Genomic DNA, 20199 nt, shown 5'->3' on the forward strand with positions numbered 1-20199 from the left:
GGTCGTCGCGCAATGCATAGCGTCGCATCGGCCGGCCCCTCCAAAAGCCGACCACCCATGAATCACTTATCCCCTGATTTGGGAATCCCTCAACTGAAGACAGGCTCTAGCTTGTTGGGGACAATTCGGCGCATGCCGATCGATCGAATGAACAGGGGGCTCGCGGCCGCAGTGCTGCTCGCGTCGTTGGTGGCGCTGAGCGGGTGCTCGAGCACGATCGCCGATATGACGATGCCGGCCGATGCGCCGGCGCGCGAGAAGGACGCCGGCGGCTACCTGCCGGTCCATGATCTTCCGCCCGACCGCGCCGATCCGACGATCAAGCCGGCGGACCAGGCCAAGATCGAGCAGGAGCTGATTGCCGCGCGCGCGCGCCAGGCCTCGACGGCTGCCCAAAGCGGGAAGTAGCGCCCGACAAACGGCCGATCAGCGCTGGCGCCGCCCGGTGTCCGTGCTAAAAGAAACCCAGTTCAACCGCAGATCCGGCCGCAGCCCCCAGATCGTGCGCCTGAATTCGCTCTAAGTCATTGATTCAGTGCGATTTCTGTCAGAGGCCGAGCCGGCTTCCGCAAACTACGCCAAGGGGGTCGATTCTGGCATCGCGGTTGTCGGAGCAAGGATCCCATGGAAGATTTTTACCGCATTCGCCGTCTGCCGCCTTATGTCTTTGAGAAGGTCAACCAGGCCAAGGCGGCCGCGCGCAACGCCGGGGCCGACATCATCGACATGGGTATGGGGAACCCGGACCTGCCGACCCCGCCGCATGTGATCGAGAAGCTCAAGGAGACGCTGGGCAAGCCGCGGACCGACCGCTACTCGGCCTCGCGCGGCATCAACGGCCTGCGCAAGGCCCAGGCCGCCTATTATGCGCGCCGCTTCGGCGTCAAGCTCAACCCCGACACCCAGGTGGTTGCGACGCTCGGCTCGAAGGAGGGGTTTGCCAACGTCGCGCAGGCGATCACGGCGCCCGGCGACGTCGTGCTGTGCCCCAATCCGAGCTACCCGATCCATGCCTTCGGCTTCCTGATGGCGGGCGGCGTGATCCGCTCGGTGCCCTCGGAGCCGACGCCGCAGTTCTTCGAGGCGGTCGAGCGGGCGATCATCCATTCGATCCCGAAGCCGATTGCGCTGATCGTCTGCTATCCGTCGAACCCGACCGCCTATGTCGCGGACCTCGACTTCTACAGGGACCTCGTCGCGTTCGCGAAGAAGCACGACATCTTCATCCTGTCCGATCTCGCCTACGCCGAGGTTTATTTCGACGAGAACAATCCGCCGCCGTCGGTGCTGCAGGTGCCCGGCGCGATCGACGTCACCGTCGAGTTCACCTCGATGTCGAAGACATTCTCGATGGCCGGCTGGCGCATGGGCTTCGCGGTCGGCAATGAGCGGATCATCGCGGCGCTGGCGCGGGTCAAATCCTATCTCGATTATGGCGCGTTCACGCCGGTCCAGGTGGCGGCGACCGCGGCGCTGAACGGTCCCGACGACTGTATCCGCGAGATGCGCGACACCTACCGCAAGCGCCGCGATGCGCTGGTCGAGTCATTCGGCCGCGCGGGCTGGGACATTCCGCCGCCGCAAGCCTCGATGTTCGCCTGGGCGCCGCTGCCCAAGGCGTTCGAGGCGGTCGGCAGCATGCAGTTCGCGACCCTGATGGTGGAGAAATCCGGTGTCGTGGTGTCGCCGGGCGTTGCGTTCGGCGAGCATGGCGAGGGCTATGTCCGCATCGCGATGGTGGAGAACGAGCAGCGCATCCGGCAGGCCGCGCGCGGTGTGCGCCGCTTCCTTGAAAGCGGCATCGAAACGTTGCACAACGTCGTTCCTCTCGCCAACCGACGCTAATCCTTCCAGGTTGCTTAATCTCCAGGTCCCTTAAATCCATGGTCGCACCCCTGAACGTGGGCATAGCGGGGCTCGGCACCGTCGGTGCCGATGTCGTCCGCCTCATCGAAACGCAAGGACGGGCGCTGGCCGAGCGCAGCGGCCGCGGCGTTCGCGTCGTCGCAGTCACGGCGCGCTCGAAAGCCAAGAAGCGTGGCCTCGACCTGCGCGGCATCGCCTGGGCGAAGAGCCCCGAGGCGCTCGCCGAGGATCCCGATATCGACTGCTTCGTCGAATTGATGGGCGGCGCCGGAGATCCCGCGCTGTCCGCGATCGAGACCGCGCTGAAGGCCGGCAAGTCGGTCGTCACCGCCAACAAGGCGCTGATCGCCAAGCATGGACTGCGTCTCGCCGCGGCTGCCGAAAAGCACGGCGGCGCGCTGAATTTCGAGGCGGCGGTCGGTGCGGCGATCCCGGTCATCAAGACGCTGCGCGAGGGCCTCGCGGGCACCAGCGTCAACCGCGTCTACGGCATCCTCAACGGCACCTGCAATTACATCCTGACCCGGATGGAGCAGGAGGGCCTGTCGTTCGAGGAGTGTCTCAAGGACGCCCAGCGTCTCGGCTATGCCGAAGCCAACCCGTCGTTCGACGTCGATGGTCACGACACCGCGCAGAAGCTCGCGATCCTGGCCAGCCTCGCCTTCGGAACCAAGGTTGCGGAAAGCGCGGTTTACGTCGAAGGCATCTCCTCGATCACGCCGGAAGACCTCAAGGCCGCCGCGGAACTCGGTTACCGGGTCAAGCTGCTCGGCGTCGCGGTGCGCACGGCAAAGGGCATTGAGCAGCGCGTGCACCCGACCATGGTGCCGAAATCATCGTCGATCGCGCAGGTGATGGGCGTCACCAATGCGGTCGCGATCGACGGCGAGGGGATTCCGCCGATCACGCTGGTGGGACCCGGCGCCGGCGGCGGCGCGACGGCCTCCGCCGTGGTCGCCGACATCGCCGACGTCGCCCGCGGCATCCGCGCCAAGCCGTTCGGCCGTCCGGTGGAGCGGTTGCGCGAGACCACCAAGGCGCCGATGGAACGCCATGAGGGTGGCTATTATATCCGCCTGATGGCGCGTGATCTTGCAGGCACTGCCGCAACAATCGCCACCCGGCTGGCGGAACAGAAGATATCTCTGGAATCCATCGTGCAACGGCACCCGGATGGCGTCGATGTGAACGGTGCGGCCAAAAAACCTTCACCGGTCCCGGTCATTCTGATTACCTATGCGACCAGCGAGGATGCCGTGCATCGTGCGCTGGCCGCAGTGCAGCGCGATAAGGTCATCAGCGGCCGGCCGCAGGTGATCCGGATCGAGAAAAACTAGCGCATGGCCTGAACGGGTCGGGCGTGAGACGATTGATGCGGGCAGGCTGGCCTGTCCCAGAGGCTTAAGGAGTACGCCGATGTCGACCCATATTTCCGTTCCGCCGCAGATGCTGCTCGAGCGCATCCTGACGCTCGAAATCGTGCGCGTGACGGAGCGCGCTGCGGTGTCGGCCGCGCGGCTGCGTGGCCACGGCCAGGAGAAGGCCGCCGACAAGGCCGCGGTCGACGCGATGCGGCGCGAGCTCAACAAGCTGCCGATCGAGGGGACGGTCGTAATCGGCGAGGGTGAGCGCGACGAGGCGCCGATGCTGTTCATCGGCGAGAAGGTCGGCCTCAATGCCGGCCCCAAGGTCGACATCGCGGTCGACCCGCTCGAGGGCACCACGTTGTGCGCCAAGAACATGCCGGGCTCGATCGCCACCATGGCGATGGCCGATGGCGGCACGCTGCTGCACGCGCCCGACGTCTACATGCAGAAGATCGCGATCGGCCCGGGCTACGCCAAGAATGTGATCGAACTCGACGCGCCGCCGGCCGACAATGTCCGCCGGCTCGCCAAGGCCAAGGGCGTCGACCCGACCGCCATCAACGTGCTGGTGCTCGATCGTCCGCGCCATGCCGACATCATCAACAGCGTGCGTTCGACCGGCGCTGCCGTGCAGCTGATCACCGACGGCGACGTCGCCGGCGTCATTCACTGCGCCAAGCCTGATGAGACCGGCGTCGACATGTATATCGGCACCGGCGGTGCGCCCGAGGGCGTGCTCGCGGCGGTCGCGCTGCGCTGCATTGGCGGCCAGATGCAGTGCCGCCTGATCCTCGACACCGAGGAGAAGCGCGAGCGCGCGCACAAGATGGGCGTCACCGATCCGAAGATGATCTACGGCATCGAGGACATGGCCAAGGGCGACTGCCTGTTCGCCGCTACCGGCGTCACCACCGGCTCGCTGCTGACCGGCGTGAAGTTCAAGAAGGACGTGATCGAGACCGAGACGGTCGTGATGCGCTCGGTCACCGGCACCGTGCGCTACATCAAGGCCGAACATCGGCAGCTTGAGAAATTCCACCTGGATTGAGGACGAGCCTACAACAACCGTCATTCCGGGGCGCGCGAAGCGCGAACCCGGAATCTCGAGGTTCCGGGTTCGATGCTTCGCATCGCCCCGGAACGACGGACCAAAAACAACAACAAGGGAGACGCGCATGTCCGATCTGTCCGGGGTCAAGGCGCTGGTGTTCGACGTGTTCGGGACCGTGGTCGACTGGCGCACCAGCCTGATCAACGACTTCACCAGATGGGGCGAGACGCGCGGTATCAAGGCCGATTGGACGGCGCTGGTCGACGGCTGGCGCGCGGTCTATGCGGCCTCGATGGACGAGGTGCGCAAGAACCCGCAGAACGGCTACGTCATCCTCGACGTATTGCACCGCCGCTCGCTGGAAAAACTCGTCGCGCAATTCGACATCAAGGGGCTGAGTGAGGCCGATTTGCAGCATCTGACGCTGGGCTGGCATCGCCTGCACGGGTGGCCCGACAGCGTCGCCGGCCTGACCCGGCTGAAGACCAAATACATCATCTCGCCGCTCTCCAACGGCAACGTCGCGCTGCTCACCAACATGGCGAAGTTCGCAGGCCTGCCCTGGGACCTCGTGATGTCGGCCGAACTGTTCGAGCACTACAAGCCCGATCCGGAAACCTATCTCGGCGCCGCGAAGCTGCTCTGTCTGCCGCCGGAGCAGGTGATGATGGTCGCCGCCCACAATTACGACCTGAAGCACGCGCAGAAGCTCGGCCTGAAGACCGCCTTCGTGGCGCGTCCGACCGAATACGGTCCGCTGCAGAAGTACGATTTCGAGGCCACCGGCGAGTGGGACATCGTGGCCAAGGATTTCGGGGAAATCGCCAGCCGAATGGGCTGCTAGAACTGGTCCACAAATCATCGAAGCGTTACGATTCCTGCCGGACGCATCGGCCCTGATTGGATCAGGACCGATGTTCCGGATTTTTGTTTGACGCGTTTTCTTCACGCGAACCGGTGCCCACTTCGCTTGAAAACGCTCTGTTCGGAAGGGCTCATGACGCTGCACGCATCCGCACTGCCCGTCGAGGCGCCACAGGCGTTCCTCGGCGTGACGCGGTCGCTGACCGGAAAACTCTGGCGCGACCGGCTGGATGCGCGCGGGGCGGCGCGGGCGCTCGCGATCGTGCAGCGCTATCAATTGCCGGAAATGCTGGCGCGCGTGCTGGCGGGGCGCGACGTCGGGATCGACGAGGTTCCCGACTTCCTCGACCCGACCATCCGCAAGCTGATGCCGGATCCTCACACGGTCACCGAGATGGAGCACGCGGCCAAGCGCATCGCGGATGCCGCGGTGCGCGGCGAGAAGGTTGCGATCTTCGGCGACTATGATGTCGACGGTGCGACCTCGGCCGCGCTGCTGACCTGGCATCTGCGCCACTGCGGGCTGGACCCGCTGATCCACATTCCCGACCGCATTTTCGAAGGCTACGGGCCGAACGTCGACGCCGTGCGTGCGCTGGCGGCGAAGGGCGCGACGCTGCTGGTCACGGTCGATTGCGGCACCACCAGCATCGAGCCGCTGGCGGAAGCCAGGAAGCTCGGCATGTCGGTCGTCGTGATCGATCATCACCAGACCGGCGATGTGTTGCCCGAGGTCGATGCACTGGTGAATCCGAACCGGCCCGACGATCTCTCCGGGCTCGGCCATCTCGCAGCGGTCGGCCTCGTGCTGGTGACCTTGGTCGCGGTGAATCGCGAACTGCGCCAGCGCGGCTTCTGGACCGGCGAGATGCCGGAGCCGGACCTGCTCAGCGTGCTGCATCACGTCGCGCTCGGCACCGTGGCCGACGTCGCGCCGCTGATCGGGCTCAACCGGGCCTTCGTCGCCAAGGGCCTGATCGCGATGCGTCGCCGCGACCATGTCGGCCACACCGCGCTGATGGATGTCGCGCGCCTGAACGGCCCGCCGGAGGCCTGGCATCTCGGCTTCATGCTGGGACCGCGCATCAATGCCGGCGGCCGGATCGGGCGCGCCGATCTCGGCGTGCGGCTATTGCTCGAAGGCGATATCTCGGAAGCTGCGCGGATCGCGGCCGAGCTCGATCGCCTCAATGCCGAACGGCGCGTGATCGAGCAGGCGGCCGAGGCGCAGGCCGAGGCCGAGGCGCTGGCTTCGCTCGGGCTCGAGGACAAGGGCGCTGTCATCGTCACCGCGGCGGAAGGCTGGCATCCCGGCGTGGTCGGGCTTGTGGCGGCGCGGCTGAAGGAGAAGTTCGCGCGTCCTGCGTTCGCGATCGCGCTGGAGCCCGGCGGCATCGGCACCGGATCGGGCCGCTCGATCGGCGGCGTCGATCTCGGCAAGGCGGTGCGGCAGGCGGTGCACGACGGCCTTTTGATGAAGGGCGGCGGGCACGCGATGGCGGCCGGCGTCACGCTGCGCAAGGAGAAGCTCGCCGAATTCCGCGCTTACATGGAGAGCGCGCTGGCGGCCGACGTCGCCAATTCGCGGCACGAGAACGAGCTGTTCATCGATGGCGCCGTGAGCGCGCGCGCGGTGACGCCGGAGTTCGCCGCGACGCTCAATCGCGCGGGTCCATTCGGCAGCGCCAATCCGGAGCCGGTGATCGCGCTGCCGTCGCATCAGCTGGTCTATGCCGACGAGCTCGGGCAGGCGCATCTGCGGCTGCGTTTCAAGTCCGGCGACGGCTCCATCGTCAACGGTATCGCGTTCCGTTCCGTCGGACAGAAGCTCGGCAGCGCCTTGACGCAAAATCGCGGCCAGCAATTGCACGTGGCGGGCTCTCTTGCGGTCGACCGTTGGCAAGGCACCGAACGTGTGCAATTCCGTGTCCTCGACGTCGCGGTGCCGGATCAGGGCCCGACGGTGATCCGATAAGAAACGTTGGGAGAGGACATGTCAGGACAGGTTGAAGGCAAGGTTGCGCTGGTGACCGGCGGCGCATCGGGCATTGGCGAGGCCATCGTTGAATTGCTCGCGCAGGAAGGCGCGACCGTTATTGCGACCGATATCGATGAGTTGAGGGGACCCGAGCTCGCCGCGCGGCTCACCAAGGCCGGGCGGAACGTGACCTTCTTGCCGCAGGACGTCACCAGCGAGGAGCGCTGGATCGAAATCATCAGTGAGATCGGCAAGCGCCATGGCCGCCTCGATATCATGGTCTCGAATGCCGGCATCGGCATCGGAGCGCCCTCGATTGTCGAGATGTCGCTCGCGGACTGGCGCCGCCAGACCGCCATCAATATCGACGGCGTATTCCTGTCGGTGAAGCACTCGCTGCCGCTGATGCGCAAGCATGGCGGCGGCTCCATCATCATGATGTCGTCGCTGGCCGGCCTGCGCGGCGCGGCGACGCTCTCCGGCTACAGCGCGACGAAGGGCGCGGTGCGGCTGTTCGCCAAGTCGATCGCGATGGAATGCGCGCAGATCGGCGACGGCATCCGCGTCAACTCGGTGCATCCCGGCATCATCGACACGCCGATCTGGGGCAAGATCCCGACCGGCGCGACCGGCGCCGGCCAGAACGCGCCGATCGATCCGGAGGAGCGCGCGAGGTTCGCCACACCGCTGGGCCGCGCCGGCCAGGCCATCGAGATCGCCCAGGGCGTGCTCTATCTCGCTTCCGACGCGTCGCGTTACGTCACAGGCAGCGAGCTCGTGATCGACGGCGGCATGAATGCCGGCGGCGTCGTGCGGCAGTCTGCGAGCCGGTAGGAGCGAACTGTCGTAGCCCGCATGAGCGGAGCGATATGCGGGAAATGCGTCCCCGGGTATCGCTTTCGCTCACCCGGGCTACGCGGATCGCATGATGGCTAGCCGCCTTGGCGCAACCGCGCCAGCACCTTGAGCCCGCCGTAACCATCGGCGGGCAACAGGCCCGTCTTGATTTGAAAATCCTTGATCGCCTTCATGGTGTCGTTGCCGACGCGGCCGTCGGTGCCGCCGGTGTCGAAGCCGGCCTTGGTCAGCCGCGTCTGCATCTCCTGCACCTCGGCGAGCGTCAGCGCGCGCTCCGAGCCCGGGAAGGGTTGGATGAAGGGCGGCCCGCCGAGGCAGCGATCGCCGAGATGGCAGATCGCCAGCGCGTAGTTCATCGACGGGTTGTAGCTCTTCACCGAATTGAAGTTCGGACCGAGCAAGAAGGCCGGGCCGCCCGAGACGGGGATCCACAGTTGCGCTGATGCGTTCGGCTGCGGAAACGGCTGGCCGTCGGCTCTGACGACGCCGGCGCTGGCCCAGGCCGCATAGGTGCGGCTGCCGCTGCCGCCGCCGCCGGGCGCGCGGACCTCGTAGCCCCAATGCTCGCCGCGGTGCCACTTGCCGCGGTTGACGAGATATTTCGCGGTCGAGCCCAGCGCGTCGTCGGGCCGGCCGAACGGCGAGACCTTGCCGTCGCCGTCATAGTCGAAGCCGACATTGAGCCAGACTTCCGGCATCCACTGCGAATGACCCATCGCGCCGGCCCAGGAGCCGTTCATCTCCTGGGGCGTGCTCCAGCCGCGCTGCACGATCTTCATCGCGTTGATCAACTCGGTCTCCCAATAGGCCTTGCGACGCGGCTCGTTCCAGGCGAGCGCCGCCAGCGAGGGAAACACCGGCGTCATGTGGTTCTGCTGCACCAGCGGATCGCCATAGGCCGACTCGACGCCCCACAGCGCGAGCAGCGTGCCGCGCTCGACGCCGAAATCGCGTTCGATCCGGCCGAACAGCGCCTCGTTCTTCTTCAGCGCCTCCTTGCCGTGAATGACCCGCCAGTCGGAGACGCGGCGGTTGATGTACTGCCAGATCTGCTCGTGGAATTCAGGCTGGTTGCGCATCTGCCTGAACACGCTCATGTCGGGCTCGATCCGGCCCATGCAGCGATTCCAGGTCTCCTCCGAAATGCCCTTGGCGAGCGCGCGAGCGCGAAAATTGTCGCGCCACTGGTCGAAGCCCGGAGGGGCGGCGGCGAGCGCGCCGAGCGGATTGACGAGCACCACGCCGGCCGCGAGCCCGGCCTTCAGGACGGCGCGGCGGGCAGGGGATTTCGGAGAATCAGGCTGTTTCATCGGGCCAGTGTAGCGGCGCCGATCGGGTGAGCCAAAAGCCACGCCGCCGCAGGAGCTATGTATCTTGCAAATCTGTGGCGATTTTTGACAGCCATTGCCGGACAATTTGCTCCGACCTCGCGTCGAGGCTAGCGGCGAGCCGCCGCTCCTGGGCCTGGGCGATCTGCCGGCATTTCTCCAGCAGCGCGGTTCCGTGGCCGGTCAGGGTCCATTGCAACACGCGGCCGTGGACGGGGTGCGGCGTCTTGCCGATCGCGCCGTCGCGCTCGAGGTTGTGGATGATCACGCTGACGGTCTGCGGCGTCAGCAGCGCGACGCGAGCCAGATCGGCGCCTGAGAGCCCCGGATAGGCCTTCAGCATCGTCAGCACGACGAATTGCGGCGAGGTGACGCCGAGCCGTCCCAGTTGGCGCTCCATCGACAGCCGCGAGGCCGCGTGGGCCTGACGCAGCAGATAGGCGAGATAGCCCTGCTCGCCGCGCTTGCCTTCGCCCGGCGCCGGAACGGAAGGGGCGAACACGACGTCGCCAGCGCTCGATCCCGCATTCGCTGCGGCCCTTCGGCCGGCGGCTTTTCCGACTGGACGCCGTTCGGCGGTGCCGAATTTGCCTCGTTTCTGCATTGCCGCCATGTCGCCTGCTGTCGCCTTGGCCGATGCCCGCATCTTGCCGATGATATCAGAGCTCTGATAACATCTCAGTACACTGATAACATGAGGCCGGACCAATGTCACATGCCCGCAAGGAATACACCGACTTCGAGAAGCTCGCGCCCGACGTCTTCGCCGCGGTGCGCGCACTCGGCCAGTTCGCGGCGAAGGCCGGCCTCGACAAGCAGCTGCTCGAACTCGTCAAGCTGCGCGCCTCGCAGATCAACGGCTGTGCGTTCTGCGTGCAGTATCACATCCTGCAGGGCGAGAGCCTCGGCGTGCCCGCCGACAAGCTGAACCTCGTCGTGGTGTGGCGCGAGGCGCCGCAGTTCACGCCGCGCGAGCGCGCCGCGCTGGCCTGGACCGAAGCGTTGACGACCCTGCCGAACGGCGTCAGCGACGAGGTCTATGCGCAGGCCACCACCGAATTTTCCGAGCAGGAGCTGACTTATCTGACCTCGGCGATCGCATCGATCAATGTCTGGAACCGGTTCGGCGCGGCCTATCGCTGGACGCCGCCGCCGCGCCGGCAGCGCGCGGACGCGGCGGCTTCGTAACGTCGAGACGGATCAAACGGCAACCGACAGGGAGAAAAACAATGACCTCGATGGCGATGACACCATCCCTTCCATTCGCGCGGCCGCCGCGGCCGGTCATGCTGGCCGTGATCGCGGGACTGGTCTCCGCCTTCGTGATCGGGAAGGCACTGCCGACCCCGATGGACGCGATCTCCTCCGTCATCGCTCCGCTGTGCGCCAGCGCCAATGCGGCGTCGCCGCTCGACAAGGTCGAGGTCATCAGCTCGCATGCGCTGCCCAACGTGGCGGGCAAGCGTGTCACGGTGGTGCGCGTGTTCTATGGTCCCGGTGGCTTCACGCCGCCGCACCGCCATTCCGGTTCGGTGACGGCCTACATCACCAAGGGAGAAATCCGCTCCCAGCTCGGTGGCGGGCCGGTCGAGACCTTCAAGGTCGGCCAGTCCTTCTTCGAGCCGCCGGGCTCGACCCACATGGTCTCGGCCAATGCGAGCACCACGGAGCCGGCGGAGCTGATCGCGGTGTTCGTGGCGGATGAGGGCGCGCAGCTGACCACGATGCTCGAATAGCGATCGGTTGGGCGCTAGTTCTGCAAGACGTGCGCACTGGACCAGTTTGGTGCCCAGTTCGCGTGAAACTGGACCTTGCGCGCAACGGGGCGTGTCGATTGATTGCACGACACGTTGCGGCGACGGTTGCCGACGAGGGACAAATCGATGATCAGCCTGAAGGGGCTCTCTGCCTTCCCGATAACGCCTTCGAACCGGGATGGGCGGGTTGACGTGGGTGCGCTCCGCGCCTTGCTCGACCCCTTGATTGCGGCGAAGGTGGATTCGGTCGGGCTGCTCGGAAGCACCGGCTCATATCCGTATTTCAGCCGCGATGAGCGGCGGCGCGCCGTGCAGGCGGCGACCGCCTTGGCGGACGGCAACACACCAATACTGGTTGGCATCGGCGCACTGCGCACCGACGATGCGGTGCGGCTGGCTCAAGATGCGCGTGATGCCGGCGCGACGGCGGGCCTGTTGGCAGCGGTTTCCTATACGCCGCTGACCGATGACGAGGTCTTTGAGCACTTCCAAACCGTGGCCCGCGAGAGCGGGTTGCCGATCTGCATCTATGACAATCCCGGAACGACTCATTTTCAATTCACGCCGGCTCTCATCGGCCGTCTGAGCCGGATCGAGGGAATCGTCGCGGTGAAAAGTCCGGCGCTGGATGCTTCGACCGTGGCGGGCCATCTCGGGGAATTGCGGGCTGTGGTTCCGGACAGCGTTGCGTTGGGATACAGCGCCGACTGGAATTGCACCGAGGCGCTGCTGGCGGGCGGAGACACCTGGTACAGCGTTCTCGCAGGAATCTTCCCGAAGGTCTGCGTGGACATCGTGCGCGCCGCGACGAGCGGCGATGCGGCCCGGGCGCGACAGCTCAACGCGCGTCTGCAGCCGATTTGGGATCTGTTCAGGACATATTCCAGTCTGCGTGTCGTCTACGCACTTGCCGATCTCAGAGGGGTCTGCACGGCCGAGCCTCCACGTCCGATATTGCCGCTGCCCGCGGACGCTCAGAGGCGGGTCAAGGAGACGTTGGCGGCGATGGAGATCGACTGATCGCAACCACGGCGGAGGGCGCTAGATGCCGGCGCGCGCTAGCGGGTCGCGGCCGAACCGGTTGTCACCCTTCGATCCCGGCAGCACGCTCAGCGTTGCAACGAGCGCCAGATAGGGGATCCAGTATTTGACGTGCAGCGCGGCGGCGAGGTGGGGAACGGCGAGGATCGTCAGCGCCCACCAGCCCGAGACGTTGAGGTCGTGCAGCCGCTTCACCAGGATCGCGGCGAACGGCCACAGTGACAGCATGAGCAGCAAGCGCAGGACGGATAGGTCGTCGGCGGGCGGGCTGCTGTCATAATACCGCGGACCGGGGTCGAGCCTTACGCCGATGCGAATGATGAACATGTCGACCAGCACGAGGCCGAAAAATCCCAGGCCGAATTCCTGCCGGCTGATGCGGCCTTTCACCGAAAGAAAGAACCAGCTGAAGGTCGAGAGCATGCTTGGTTGTGGTCCAGCCTGAATGGGCATCTGATAGAGACTTGCATCCGACGGTCAAAGCGGGACAGGTTCCCGCGGATTGCTGCTTCCATCATGATCATTCAAGCTGGCAATTGTCGCCGCGACATGGCGCGCATCGATGCGATTCCGGATGGAACCTGCGGTGGGCGTTTGCACAATTTCGGAATAATGGAATAATGCCGCTGATTTGCCCGACGTTCAAGTTGTCGTGTCGAACGACAGCAGCCGCCGGCTACTTTGCATGGGGTTGTTTTCGATATTTTGGCAGTGCGCTCCGAACCGGTGTCCCCTTCGCTCGACAACGCTCTAATTGCCGCCGCCTTCCTGGGTGTCGATGCGATGCACGACGTCGTCGGGCAGGGCATGGGCCACGGCGGCTGCAAGCCCGGGCTCCGGTCCGATCTCGCGGCCGCGGCCGCGGATCAGCCGCTCATAGGCCGACACCAGCGTGGTGTAGGGATTGACCCACAGCCAGCCGTCGCGCGTGAACAGCTGGACGTCGAAATGCAGATGCCGCGATGTGCCGTTGGGGTGGTCGAGATAGTTCGAGACCACGCCGATCTTTTCGCCCTCGCTGACGCGGCGCCCGTTGAGCAGGCCGTCGGCATCCATCACTGACGGGTTCATGTGCATGTAGCGGAAGCGGACATGCTCGGTGCGGGTGTTGACCTGCAACGTCGCGGCCTGCTGCTGCGCCGAGCGGATCACGATACTGTCGCGCACTGCAACGACCGCCTGCTGCTTGGGGTCGCAGCCATCCTTGCCGTCGGCCGGACATGCGCCGGGGCGGATGTCCTGGCCCTGATGGCCGTAGCCGCTGGCGCATTGGCCGACCTCGAAGCTGCGCGCCTCGCAGAAATTGTCTTGCCAGGGATACGTGTCGATGACCGCGCCGGGCTTGCGCTTGGCGAAGGATTGCGAGTGGGCGAAGGCCGGCGCCTTCTCGAGCGGAAAGCGGATCTGCGAATAGACGGTGAAGTCGGCGTGGCCGCCTTGTTGCCTGCGGCCGCCGCTGCCCGCGACGATGTCGCCGCTCGGGTGGTAGGTGAAGTCGGCGGATTGCACGGCCGGCCGCTCGGCGATATCGGAGGCGACGTCGCTGCGCGGCCGTGACGGCTGGCCGCCGGCGATGCGCAGGGCCTTCAGAAAGCGCTCGGCGACCGGATAGGCCTCGCGGCAGGCCAGCCGCTTCGGCCGCGGCGCGCTGTCGAGGCACTGGATCGAGACGACATAGGGAATTCCGAAGCGGGTGAAGGCGTAGCGGACATAGCCCTCGCGAATGAAGCGGCGCAGGTCCGGAAACTGCGCGGCCAGCGTCTTGACCGGCTCGCCCTTGCCGCCGAGCCGGTCGGCGAGGTCGTAGACGAGGATCGAGCCGGAAATCTGCACCTCGACCGGCTTTGCAAATGTCCGCGGCGGCAGGCCGTCGCCGGCGCCGGGGTCGAGCGAGAACACGGCATCGTAGCCCGATGCACCGGCATGGAAGAAATCGACCGCGTGGAAGTCGGCCTGGTAGCGCGCGATCGACAGGCTGTCCGGCGCACCGTTTTGCCGCGCTTCGAGATAGCTTGCGGGGTCGAGCGGCAGCAGCACCGGGATCGGGCTCTGCGCAATGCCGGGAAACAGCGGCGCTGTCACCGCGTTCAACTGCACCAGCGCAGGCGTCGCCCGCGGATCGGTGGCGGGCACGCGGCGCTGGCCTGCGAAAGTGAAGCCGGCGGCGATGGCCGGGCGGCTGCCGATCTCCTGCCGCAGCTGGTCGAGCACGGCGCGCCATTCGACCCGCATGGCCGAGATCGATGGCGTTCGGAATTCGTCGGCATGGGCGCCGGGAAGAGGCGAGAGCAGGGCTGCCAGCCAGCAACTGACGAAGCTGACCACCTTCCTGTTCACTGCACACCCCGGGCTCATGTCTGATCGCCCGTAAGACTAAAGCAAGTTCCGGAAAAGTGTGTAGCGGTTTTCGCTAAAGTTGATGCTTAACCAACAAGTTGAGGCGCGGTGACGATTCATTTCAAATCCCACCGCGCCTCAAGCGCTCAGTCCTTGGCGCGTTCGACGTAGGAACCGTCTTCGGTCATGACCACGATGCGCGTGCCCGTGGTGATGTGCGGCGGCACGCCGGTGCGCAGGCCGTTGGACAGCATGGCCGGCTTGTAGGACGAGGAGGCGGTCTGGCCCTTGGTCACGGGCTCGGTCTCGACCACTTCCAGCGTCACGCGCTGCGGCAGCTGGATCGCGACCGGGTTGCCCTCGTGCATCGAGAGCTTCACGGTCATGTTCTCCTGCAGATACGGCGCGGACGAGCCGACGATCTCCTTGGAGACCTGGACCTGGTCGTAGTTGTCGTTGTTCATGAAGTGGAAGCCGTCGCCATCTTCATAGAGGTAGTTGTAGTTGTGGTCCTCGACGGTGGCCTTCTCGACCTGGTCGGTGGTCTTGTAGCGCTCCGAGACCTTCACGCCGTCGCCGATGCGGCGCATTTCGATCTGGCTGACCGGGGTGCCCTTGCCGGGATGGATGTTCTCGGCGGACAGGACCACATAGAGCTTGCCGTCCTGCTCGATGACGTTGCCCTTGCGGATGGAACTGGCGATGACTTTCAAAGGTGTTTTCCTGAATTTGAGAGCCTAAGGGCGCCAACCGGATCGGCAGCCCCTCGGCCATGGCGGCGATTTCGGGCTGCAACATACTGATTTGTCCCTGAGATGCCAGTCTTTTGCGGCCGAATTCGCAAGGTTGCCAACCGTCCCGGCCGTCCCGATCGGCCCTATTTTTCGGCCATGGGCTCATCCGTTTCAGCGAAACTGCGGATGGGACGCGCGAGCCGTGGTTCAGGTTCAGCCACGCGCGCGCATGGACAAGGTGCGCGTCTTTCGACAAGAAGGGATCAGCCTCGCTGCGTTCCGCGGAGGCTCGGGCTGTGTAGGCTTATGAATTTGTGTGGAATCAATCGGTTGCGCGGGACTCTTGAGTGCGGATGGCGGCTCGTTGATGTTGAATCCGTGAGGATGCTCTGGCGATGACAGCTCATGACCGGCCGTCGCCCTGGTGGATGCCGCAGCGCTATGCCGACCGCAGGCCGTTCCTGCAGGCGCGGACGGCGATCACGCGAGCGCTGCGCGCCTGGTTCGAGGAGCAGGGATTTGCCGAGGTCGAGACCGCGATCCTGCAGATCTCGCCGGGCAACGAGACCCATCTGCACGCTCCTCGCACCGAGCTCAGGCAGGCCGATGGCTCACATGCGCCCCGCTATCTGCGCACCTCGCCGGAGTTCGCCTGCAAGAAGCTGCTCGCGGCCGGCGAGCCGAAGATCTACGAGTTCGCGCGGGTGTTCCGCGACCGCGAGCGCGGCGACCTGCATCTGCCCGAATTCACGATGCTGGAATGGTACCGCGCCAATGCCGGCTATGACGCCATCATGGCCGACACGATCGTGGTGATCGCCCATGCGGCTCAGGCGACCGGGATCGGCCGGTTTTCATTCCGCGGCAGGACGGCCGATCCGTTTGCGGAGCCGGAGTTGTTAACGGTCGCGGCAGGTTTCGAGCGCTTCGCCGGCATCGATCTGTTGGCGACGATCTCAGGCGGCGAAGGCGACCGCGAAGCGCTGGCGTCGGCTGCAGCAGCGCGGGTGCGGGTTGCAGATGACGACACCTGGTCCGATATCTTCAGCAAGGTGCTGGTCGAGCATATCGAGCCTCATCTGGGACAGGGCCGTCTGACGGTGCTGTTCGAATATCCGTCGCCAGAGGCCGCGCTGGCGCGCACCAAGGCCGGCGATCAGCGCGTCGCCGAGCGTTTCGAGGTCTATGCCTGCGGCGTCGAGCTCGCCAACGGCTTCGGCGAGCTGACCGACGCGGCCGAGCAGCGCCATCGTTTCACCGCAGCGATGGACGAGAAGGCCCGCCGTTATGGCGAGCGCTATCCGCTCGACGACGATTTCCTTGCCGCGGTCGGCCAGATGCCGGAAGCCAGCGGCGTCGCGCTCGGCTTCGACCGGCTGGTGATGCTCGCGAGCGGCGCGCCACGAATTGATCAGGTGGTCTGGACGCCGCCTGCGGGAGAGACATGAACAGGATCGATCCAAAACTGGCGGCGACGCTGCGACAGCCGCGCGAGCTGGTCGATGCCGGGCTCGCGCCGGTCGCAGCACTGGCCGGGCTCGAGCGGGTCGCTGCGCGCTACGCGGTCGCGGTGACGCCGGAGCTCGCCGCGCTGATTGATTCGGCCGATCCCGCCGACCCGATCGCGCGGCAGTTCATCCCGAGCGCCGACGAACTCGTCGAGCAGCCGGGCGAGAACGCCGATCCGATCGGCGACGATGCGCATTCGCCGGTCGCCGGAATCGTGCATCGCTATCCCGATCGGGTGTTGTTCAAGCTCGTCCATGTCTGCGCGGTGTATTGCCGGTTCTGTTTCCGGCGCGAAATGGTCGGGCCGGGAAAGGCCTCGGCCTTGTCCGATGACGCCTACCGTGCGGCGCTGGATTACATCCGCAGCCATCCGGAGATCTGGGAAGTCATCCTGACCGGCGGCGATCCCTTGATGCTGTCGCCGCGCAGGCTGACCGAGACCATGGCCGATCTCGCCGACATCGATCATGTGAAGATCGTTCGCCTCCACACCCGTGTTCCGATCGCCGATCCGGGCCGTATCAATCCCGAGATGATCGCGGCACTGCGGGTCGAAGGCGCGACGACCTGGATTGCGATCCATGCCAACCATCCGCGTGAGCTGAGCAACAATGCCCGCGCAGCGTGCGCGCGCCTTGCAGACGCCGGCATTCCCTTGGTAAGCCAGTCCGTCCTGCTGCGCGGCGTCAATGATGATGCTGCGACGCTCGAGGCGCTGATGCGCGGCTTCGTCGAGTGCCGGATCAAGCCCTATTATCTGCATCACGGCGACCTTGCGCCCGGCACAGCGCATTTGCGCACCACGATCGAAGCCGGGCAGGAACTGATGCGGGCGTTGCGCGGGCGTGTGTCCGGACTTTGTCAGCCGGATTATGTGCTCGACATCCCCGGCGGCCACGGCAAAGCGCCGATCGGCCCGAGCTATTTGTCGCAGCCGGCTTCCCGCGAACGTGAAGATCCGATGGAACGGCGCTACCGTATCGTCGATTATTGTGGTGACGTTCATCTTTACCCGCCGCAATCCTGAGGCGGCGATGAGCGGGGCCGGGGACGGACGGCAGGAGCCGCCCGAGGATGGGGGCAACCGCAGCATCGAAAATGCTGTGATGTTCGGCTTCTTTGTGGTGCTGGTCGCCGCGGGAATCTGGCTCCTTGGCACGATGGCCGATATACGGAAGGTACAGGATTGCGCAGCGCAGGGGCGACGCAACTGTGCTACCGTCGAGGTGCCGGAACGGGCGCGATAGGGTTGAGAAGCGGAGACGCGAGATGCGGAAGACAGTTTTGTTGATGGCTCTGATGATGGTTGCGGCCGGAGCGCCCCAGCTTGGCATCTCCCAAGCCTGGGCGCAGCAACAGGGCGGATCGTCCTCCATGCAGAAGGGCGGCACGGTCCCGGAGGCGCCGATCGGACATCGTCAGCCGCGCCGCGGCGACGTTGGCAGCGAGAAGAATATCAGCGATCCGAACAGTCAGGCCAACAAGGAAGACGCGGCGCTCGACAGGAAGATCAAGAGCATCTGCCGCGGTTGCTAACCCACGCAGCTGACCGGCGAGGCGCGATATTCGCCCCGCCGGCAACGCTCAATCCGTTCGGCCGCGTCAGGCCGAACGCTCCTGCAGGCCGTCACGCCGCACGCTGCGCCTTGCGTCGACGGCATCGGCCAGCTGCTTCAACACGTCAGCCGTCGTCCCGAGGTCGATGCAGCCATCCGTGATGCTCTGGCCGTAGGTCAGCGCCTTGCCTGGCACGACGTCCTGGCGTCCCGCGACAAGATTGCTCTCGATCATCACGCCGATGATGCGCTGTTCGCCGCCTGCGACCTGGCGCGCGATGTCGGAGGCAACCGCCGGCTGGTTCTCCGGCTTCTTGCTGCTGTTGGCGTGGCTGGTGTCGATCATCAGCCGCGCCGCGACACCGGCGCGGCCGAGCTCGGCGGCGGCAGCATCGACGCTCGCGGCATCATAGTTCGGCGCCCGGCCGCCACGCAGGATGACGTGGCAGTCTTCGTTGCCGCTGGTCGCGGCGATCGCTGAACGGCCGCCCTTGGTGACCGCCATGAAGTGATGCGGGTGCGAGGCCGACTTCACCGCGTCCGCCGCGATCCGCACGCCGCCGTCGGTGCTGTTCTTGAAGCCGACGGGGCAGGACAGGCCGGAAGCCAGCTCGCGATGGATCTGGCTCTCGGTGGTGCGCGCGCCGATCGCGGCCCAGGAAACCAGATCGGCGATGTATTGCGGCGTCGTCATGTCGAGGAATTCGGTGCCGGCCGGCAGGCCGAGATTGTTCACCGCCGACAGCACGTTGCGGGCGAGCCGCAGGCCCTTGTTGATGTCGAAGCTGCCGTCGAGATCGGGATCGTTGATCAGCCCCTTCCAGCCGACGGTGGTGCGCGGCTTCTCGAAATAGACCCGCATCACGATCTCGAGGCGGTCGGCGAGCTGTTCGCGCAGGCTGGCGAGGCGCTCGGCGTAATCGACGGCCGCCGCGGGATCGTGGATGGAGCAGGGGCCGACGACGACCAGCAGGCGGTCATCGGTGCCGTTCAGGATCGCGTGGACGGCGTTGCGGGCGCCCATCACCACTCGGGTCGCCGTCAGGGTGCGCGGGACCTCCCGCATCACCTCCTCGGGCGTACTGAGCTCTTTCAATTCCTTGATGCGAAGATCGTCTGTCGTACTCAACACGGCTGGCTCCTTTGGATTTCGGGACCTGCCGGCACACAAAAAAGCCGCCAGGTCTGGCGGCTTGTTTTGGACGTTTGCTGCAATTCTTCAGATTGAGCGCGATCCTCCTGCCGCCAGCGAGCTGTCGTAGCTAAAGTACCAAAAATAGCTGGTGGCGACGGTGATCATGGGGCGGCTCTATAGCGCAGGGATTTGGGGCTGTCACCCCCCAAATGCAAGCCCCCCGCGGTTCGGCGTCAGGTGTTGCGCGCCGCCAACGCCATGCCGATCAGGGTCGCCCCGCCGAACATCAGATTGAGGCCGACGAGGAGGCCGATCGCCCATCCCGCGGATTCCGGCAAGCCCGCGATGATGAAGAAGGCGATCACGATGTCCATCAGGCCGGCGATCAGCAGCCAGGACCAGCGTCCCGACAATTCGCGGCGGTGCTCCAGCGCGTACATGACGGTGGCGACGCCCTCGGCGACGAAATAGGCGCCGACCACGATGGTCAGCGTCAGCACACCCTGCATCGGACGGGCGAGCAGCACCATGCCGGCCAGCACGGCGAGCGCGGCCGAAATCAGCGACCACCAGAAGCCCGGCATGTTGCGCGCCCAGAACGTCACGATCAGCCCGCCGATCCCTGAGATCAGGAACATCCAGCCGAGGAAGATGGTGACGGCGAGGCTCGCGAAGGTCGGCACGATCATCGCGGCGATGCCGAGGATCACCAGCAGGATGCCTTCGAACAGGAACGCCTTCCAGTGCGCCTTCACCGCGGCCTGCATTTTCGATCGCAGCTTGTCGAGGTCGTTGGACAGGGTCATCGCGGCTCTCCG

The 20199-nt window shown here is 65.7% G+C and carries 21 protein-coding genes; 14 read left to right on the forward strand and 7 right to left on the reverse strand.

All coding sequences use genetic code 11. The annotated features are described in order from the left end of the window. Positions 1-132: 132 nt before the first annotated feature. The 7 genes from ACZBJS_RS24895 (at position 133) to ACZBJS_RS24925 (ending at position 7960) form a co-directional block, all read left to right on the forward strand. The gene (locus tag ACZBJS_RS24895; protein ID WP_016842954.1) at positions 133-408 is read left to right on the forward strand and encodes a hypothetical protein; all 276 of its coding nucleotides are present in this window, start codon (positions 133-135) and stop codon (positions 406-408) included. Between the two features lie 216 nt (positions 409-624). Continuing rightward, positions 625-1845 (forward strand): LL-diaminopimelate aminotransferase, encoded by a 1221-nt coding sequence (locus ACZBJS_RS24900; RefSeq protein ID WP_092083451.1) that lies wholly within the window; start codon positions 625-627, stop codon positions 1843-1845. A gap of 38 nt (positions 1846-1883) precedes the next feature. Beyond that, on the forward strand, positions 1884-3203 hold the full coding sequence (locus ACZBJS_RS24905; protein WP_076828689.1) for a homoserine dehydrogenase: 1320 nt from the start codon (positions 1884-1886) through the stop codon (positions 3201-3203). 79 nt (positions 3204-3282) lie between these two features. Then, positions 3283-4281 carry a class II fructose-bisphosphatase gene (gene glpX / locus ACZBJS_RS24910; protein ID WP_050420275.1) on the forward strand — a complete coding sequence of 333 codons (999 nt, stop codon included), beginning with the start codon at positions 3283-3285 and terminating at the stop codon, positions 4279-4281. Positions 4282-4408: 127 nt separating this feature from the next. Next, the gene (locus ACZBJS_RS24915) at positions 4409-5128 is read left to right on the forward strand and encodes a haloacid dehalogenase type II (protein WP_057018584.1); all 720 of its coding nucleotides are present in this window, start codon (positions 4409-4411) and stop codon (positions 5126-5128) included. 153 nt (positions 5129-5281) lie between these two features. Then, positions 5282-7123, forward strand: coding sequence for a single-stranded-DNA-specific exonuclease RecJ (gene recJ / locus ACZBJS_RS24920; RefSeq protein ID WP_316397215.1), 1842 nt, complete (start codon positions 5282-5284; stop codon positions 7121-7123). Between the two features lie 18 nt (positions 7124-7141). Then, positions 7142-7960, forward strand: a complete 819-nt coding sequence (locus tag ACZBJS_RS24925; RefSeq protein WP_316397216.1) for an SDR family NAD(P)-dependent oxidoreductase — start codon at positions 7142-7144, stop codon at positions 7958-7960. Positions 7961-8058: 98 nt separating this feature from the next. Here the strand turns inward: ACZBJS_RS24925 and ACZBJS_RS24930 are convergent, their stop codons facing one another. Together ACZBJS_RS24930 and ACZBJS_RS24935 are read right to left on the reverse strand one after the other, a co-directional pair. Further along, positions 8059-9294 (reverse strand): lytic murein transglycosylase, encoded by a 1236-nt coding sequence (locus tag ACZBJS_RS24930; protein ID WP_316397217.1) that lies wholly within the window; start codon positions 9292-9294, stop codon positions 8059-8061. Between the two features lie 55 nt (positions 9295-9349). Beyond that, entirely contained in the window at positions 9350-9925 is a 576-nt protein-coding gene (locus ACZBJS_RS24935; protein WP_316397218.1) for a MarR family winged helix-turn-helix transcriptional regulator, read from the reverse strand. Between the two features lie 95 nt (positions 9926-10020). Here ACZBJS_RS24935 and ACZBJS_RS24940 point away from each other — a divergent pair, with 95 nt between their 5' ends. From ACZBJS_RS24940 to ACZBJS_RS24950, 3 genes are all read left to right on the forward strand, one after another. Further along, positions 10021-10500: a carboxymuconolactone decarboxylase family protein gene (locus ACZBJS_RS24940; protein WP_057018579.1), complete on the forward strand. Its 480-nt coding sequence runs from the start codon at positions 10021-10023 to the stop codon at positions 10498-10500. A gap of 41 nt (positions 10501-10541) precedes the next feature. Further along, positions 10542-11048: a cupin domain-containing protein gene (locus ACZBJS_RS24945; protein ID WP_057018578.1), complete on the forward strand. Its 507-nt coding sequence runs from the start codon at positions 10542-10544 to the stop codon at positions 11046-11048. A gap of 147 nt (positions 11049-11195) precedes the next feature. Next, on the forward strand, positions 11196-12089 hold the full coding sequence (locus ACZBJS_RS24950; protein ID WP_316397219.1) for a dihydrodipicolinate synthase family protein: 894 nt from the start codon (positions 11196-11198) through the stop codon (positions 12087-12089). A 21-nt stretch (positions 12090-12110) separates the two neighbouring features. On the opposite strand, the gene ACZBJS_RS24955 is transcribed toward ACZBJS_RS24950, so the two are convergent. From ACZBJS_RS24955 to efp, 3 genes are all read right to left on the reverse strand, one after another. Then, positions 12111-12533, reverse strand: a complete 423-nt coding sequence (locus ACZBJS_RS24955) for a DUF805 domain-containing protein (RefSeq protein WP_316397220.1) — start codon at positions 12531-12533, stop codon at positions 12111-12113. A 327-nt stretch (positions 12534-12860) separates the two neighbouring features. Further along, a complete protein-coding gene (locus tag ACZBJS_RS24960; RefSeq protein ID WP_316397221.1) occupies positions 12861-14465 on the reverse strand; it encodes a M23 family metallopeptidase in 1605 nt (534 codons plus the stop codon). A 128-nt stretch (positions 14466-14593) separates the two neighbouring features. Continuing rightward, entirely contained in the window at positions 14594-15160 is a 567-nt protein-coding gene (gene efp, locus ACZBJS_RS24965) for an elongation factor P (RefSeq protein WP_016844580.1), read from the reverse strand. 416 nt (positions 15161-15576) lie between these two features. Here efp and epmA point away from each other — a divergent pair, with 416 nt between their 5' ends. Genes epmA through ACZBJS_RS24985 form a run of 4 tightly spaced genes read left to right on the forward strand, consistent with a single transcriptional unit; the run spans position 15577 to position 18226 of the window. Next, positions 15577-16629 (forward strand): EF-P lysine aminoacylase EpmA, encoded by a 1053-nt coding sequence (gene epmA, locus ACZBJS_RS24970; RefSeq protein ID WP_057018575.1) that lies wholly within the window; start codon positions 15577-15579, stop codon positions 16627-16629. Next, positions 16626-17717, forward strand: a complete 1092-nt coding sequence (locus ACZBJS_RS24975) for a lysine-2,3-aminomutase-like protein (RefSeq protein WP_316397222.1) — start codon at positions 16626-16628, stop codon at positions 17715-17717. The genes epmA and ACZBJS_RS24975 overlap by 4 nt, the downstream gene beginning before the upstream one ends. Then, positions 17686-17937: a hypothetical protein gene (locus ACZBJS_RS24980; RefSeq protein WP_316397223.1), complete on the forward strand. Its 252-nt coding sequence runs from the start codon at positions 17686-17688 to the stop codon at positions 17935-17937. Before ACZBJS_RS24975 ends, ACZBJS_RS24980 begins: the two co-directional genes overlap by 32 nt. 22 nt (positions 17938-17959) lie before the next feature. Next, positions 17960-18226: a hypothetical protein gene (locus ACZBJS_RS24985; RefSeq protein WP_050384296.1), complete on the forward strand. Its 267-nt coding sequence runs from the start codon at positions 17960-17962 to the stop codon at positions 18224-18226. Between the two features lie 66 nt (positions 18227-18292). Here the strand turns inward: ACZBJS_RS24985 and ACZBJS_RS24990 are convergent, their stop codons facing one another. Further along, positions 18293-19378, reverse strand: a complete 1086-nt coding sequence (locus tag ACZBJS_RS24990) for a 3-deoxy-7-phosphoheptulonate synthase (protein ID WP_057018573.1) — start codon at positions 19376-19378, stop codon at positions 18293-18295. Between the two features lie 236 nt (positions 19379-19614). Then, positions 19615-20187, reverse strand: coding sequence for an HdeD family acid-resistance protein (locus ACZBJS_RS24995; protein WP_057018572.1), 573 nt, complete (start codon positions 20185-20187; stop codon positions 19615-19617). Positions 20188-20199: the final 12 nt, after the last annotated feature.

The sequence above is a fragment of the Bradyrhizobium sp. KZN70725 genome, assembly GCF_055264925.1.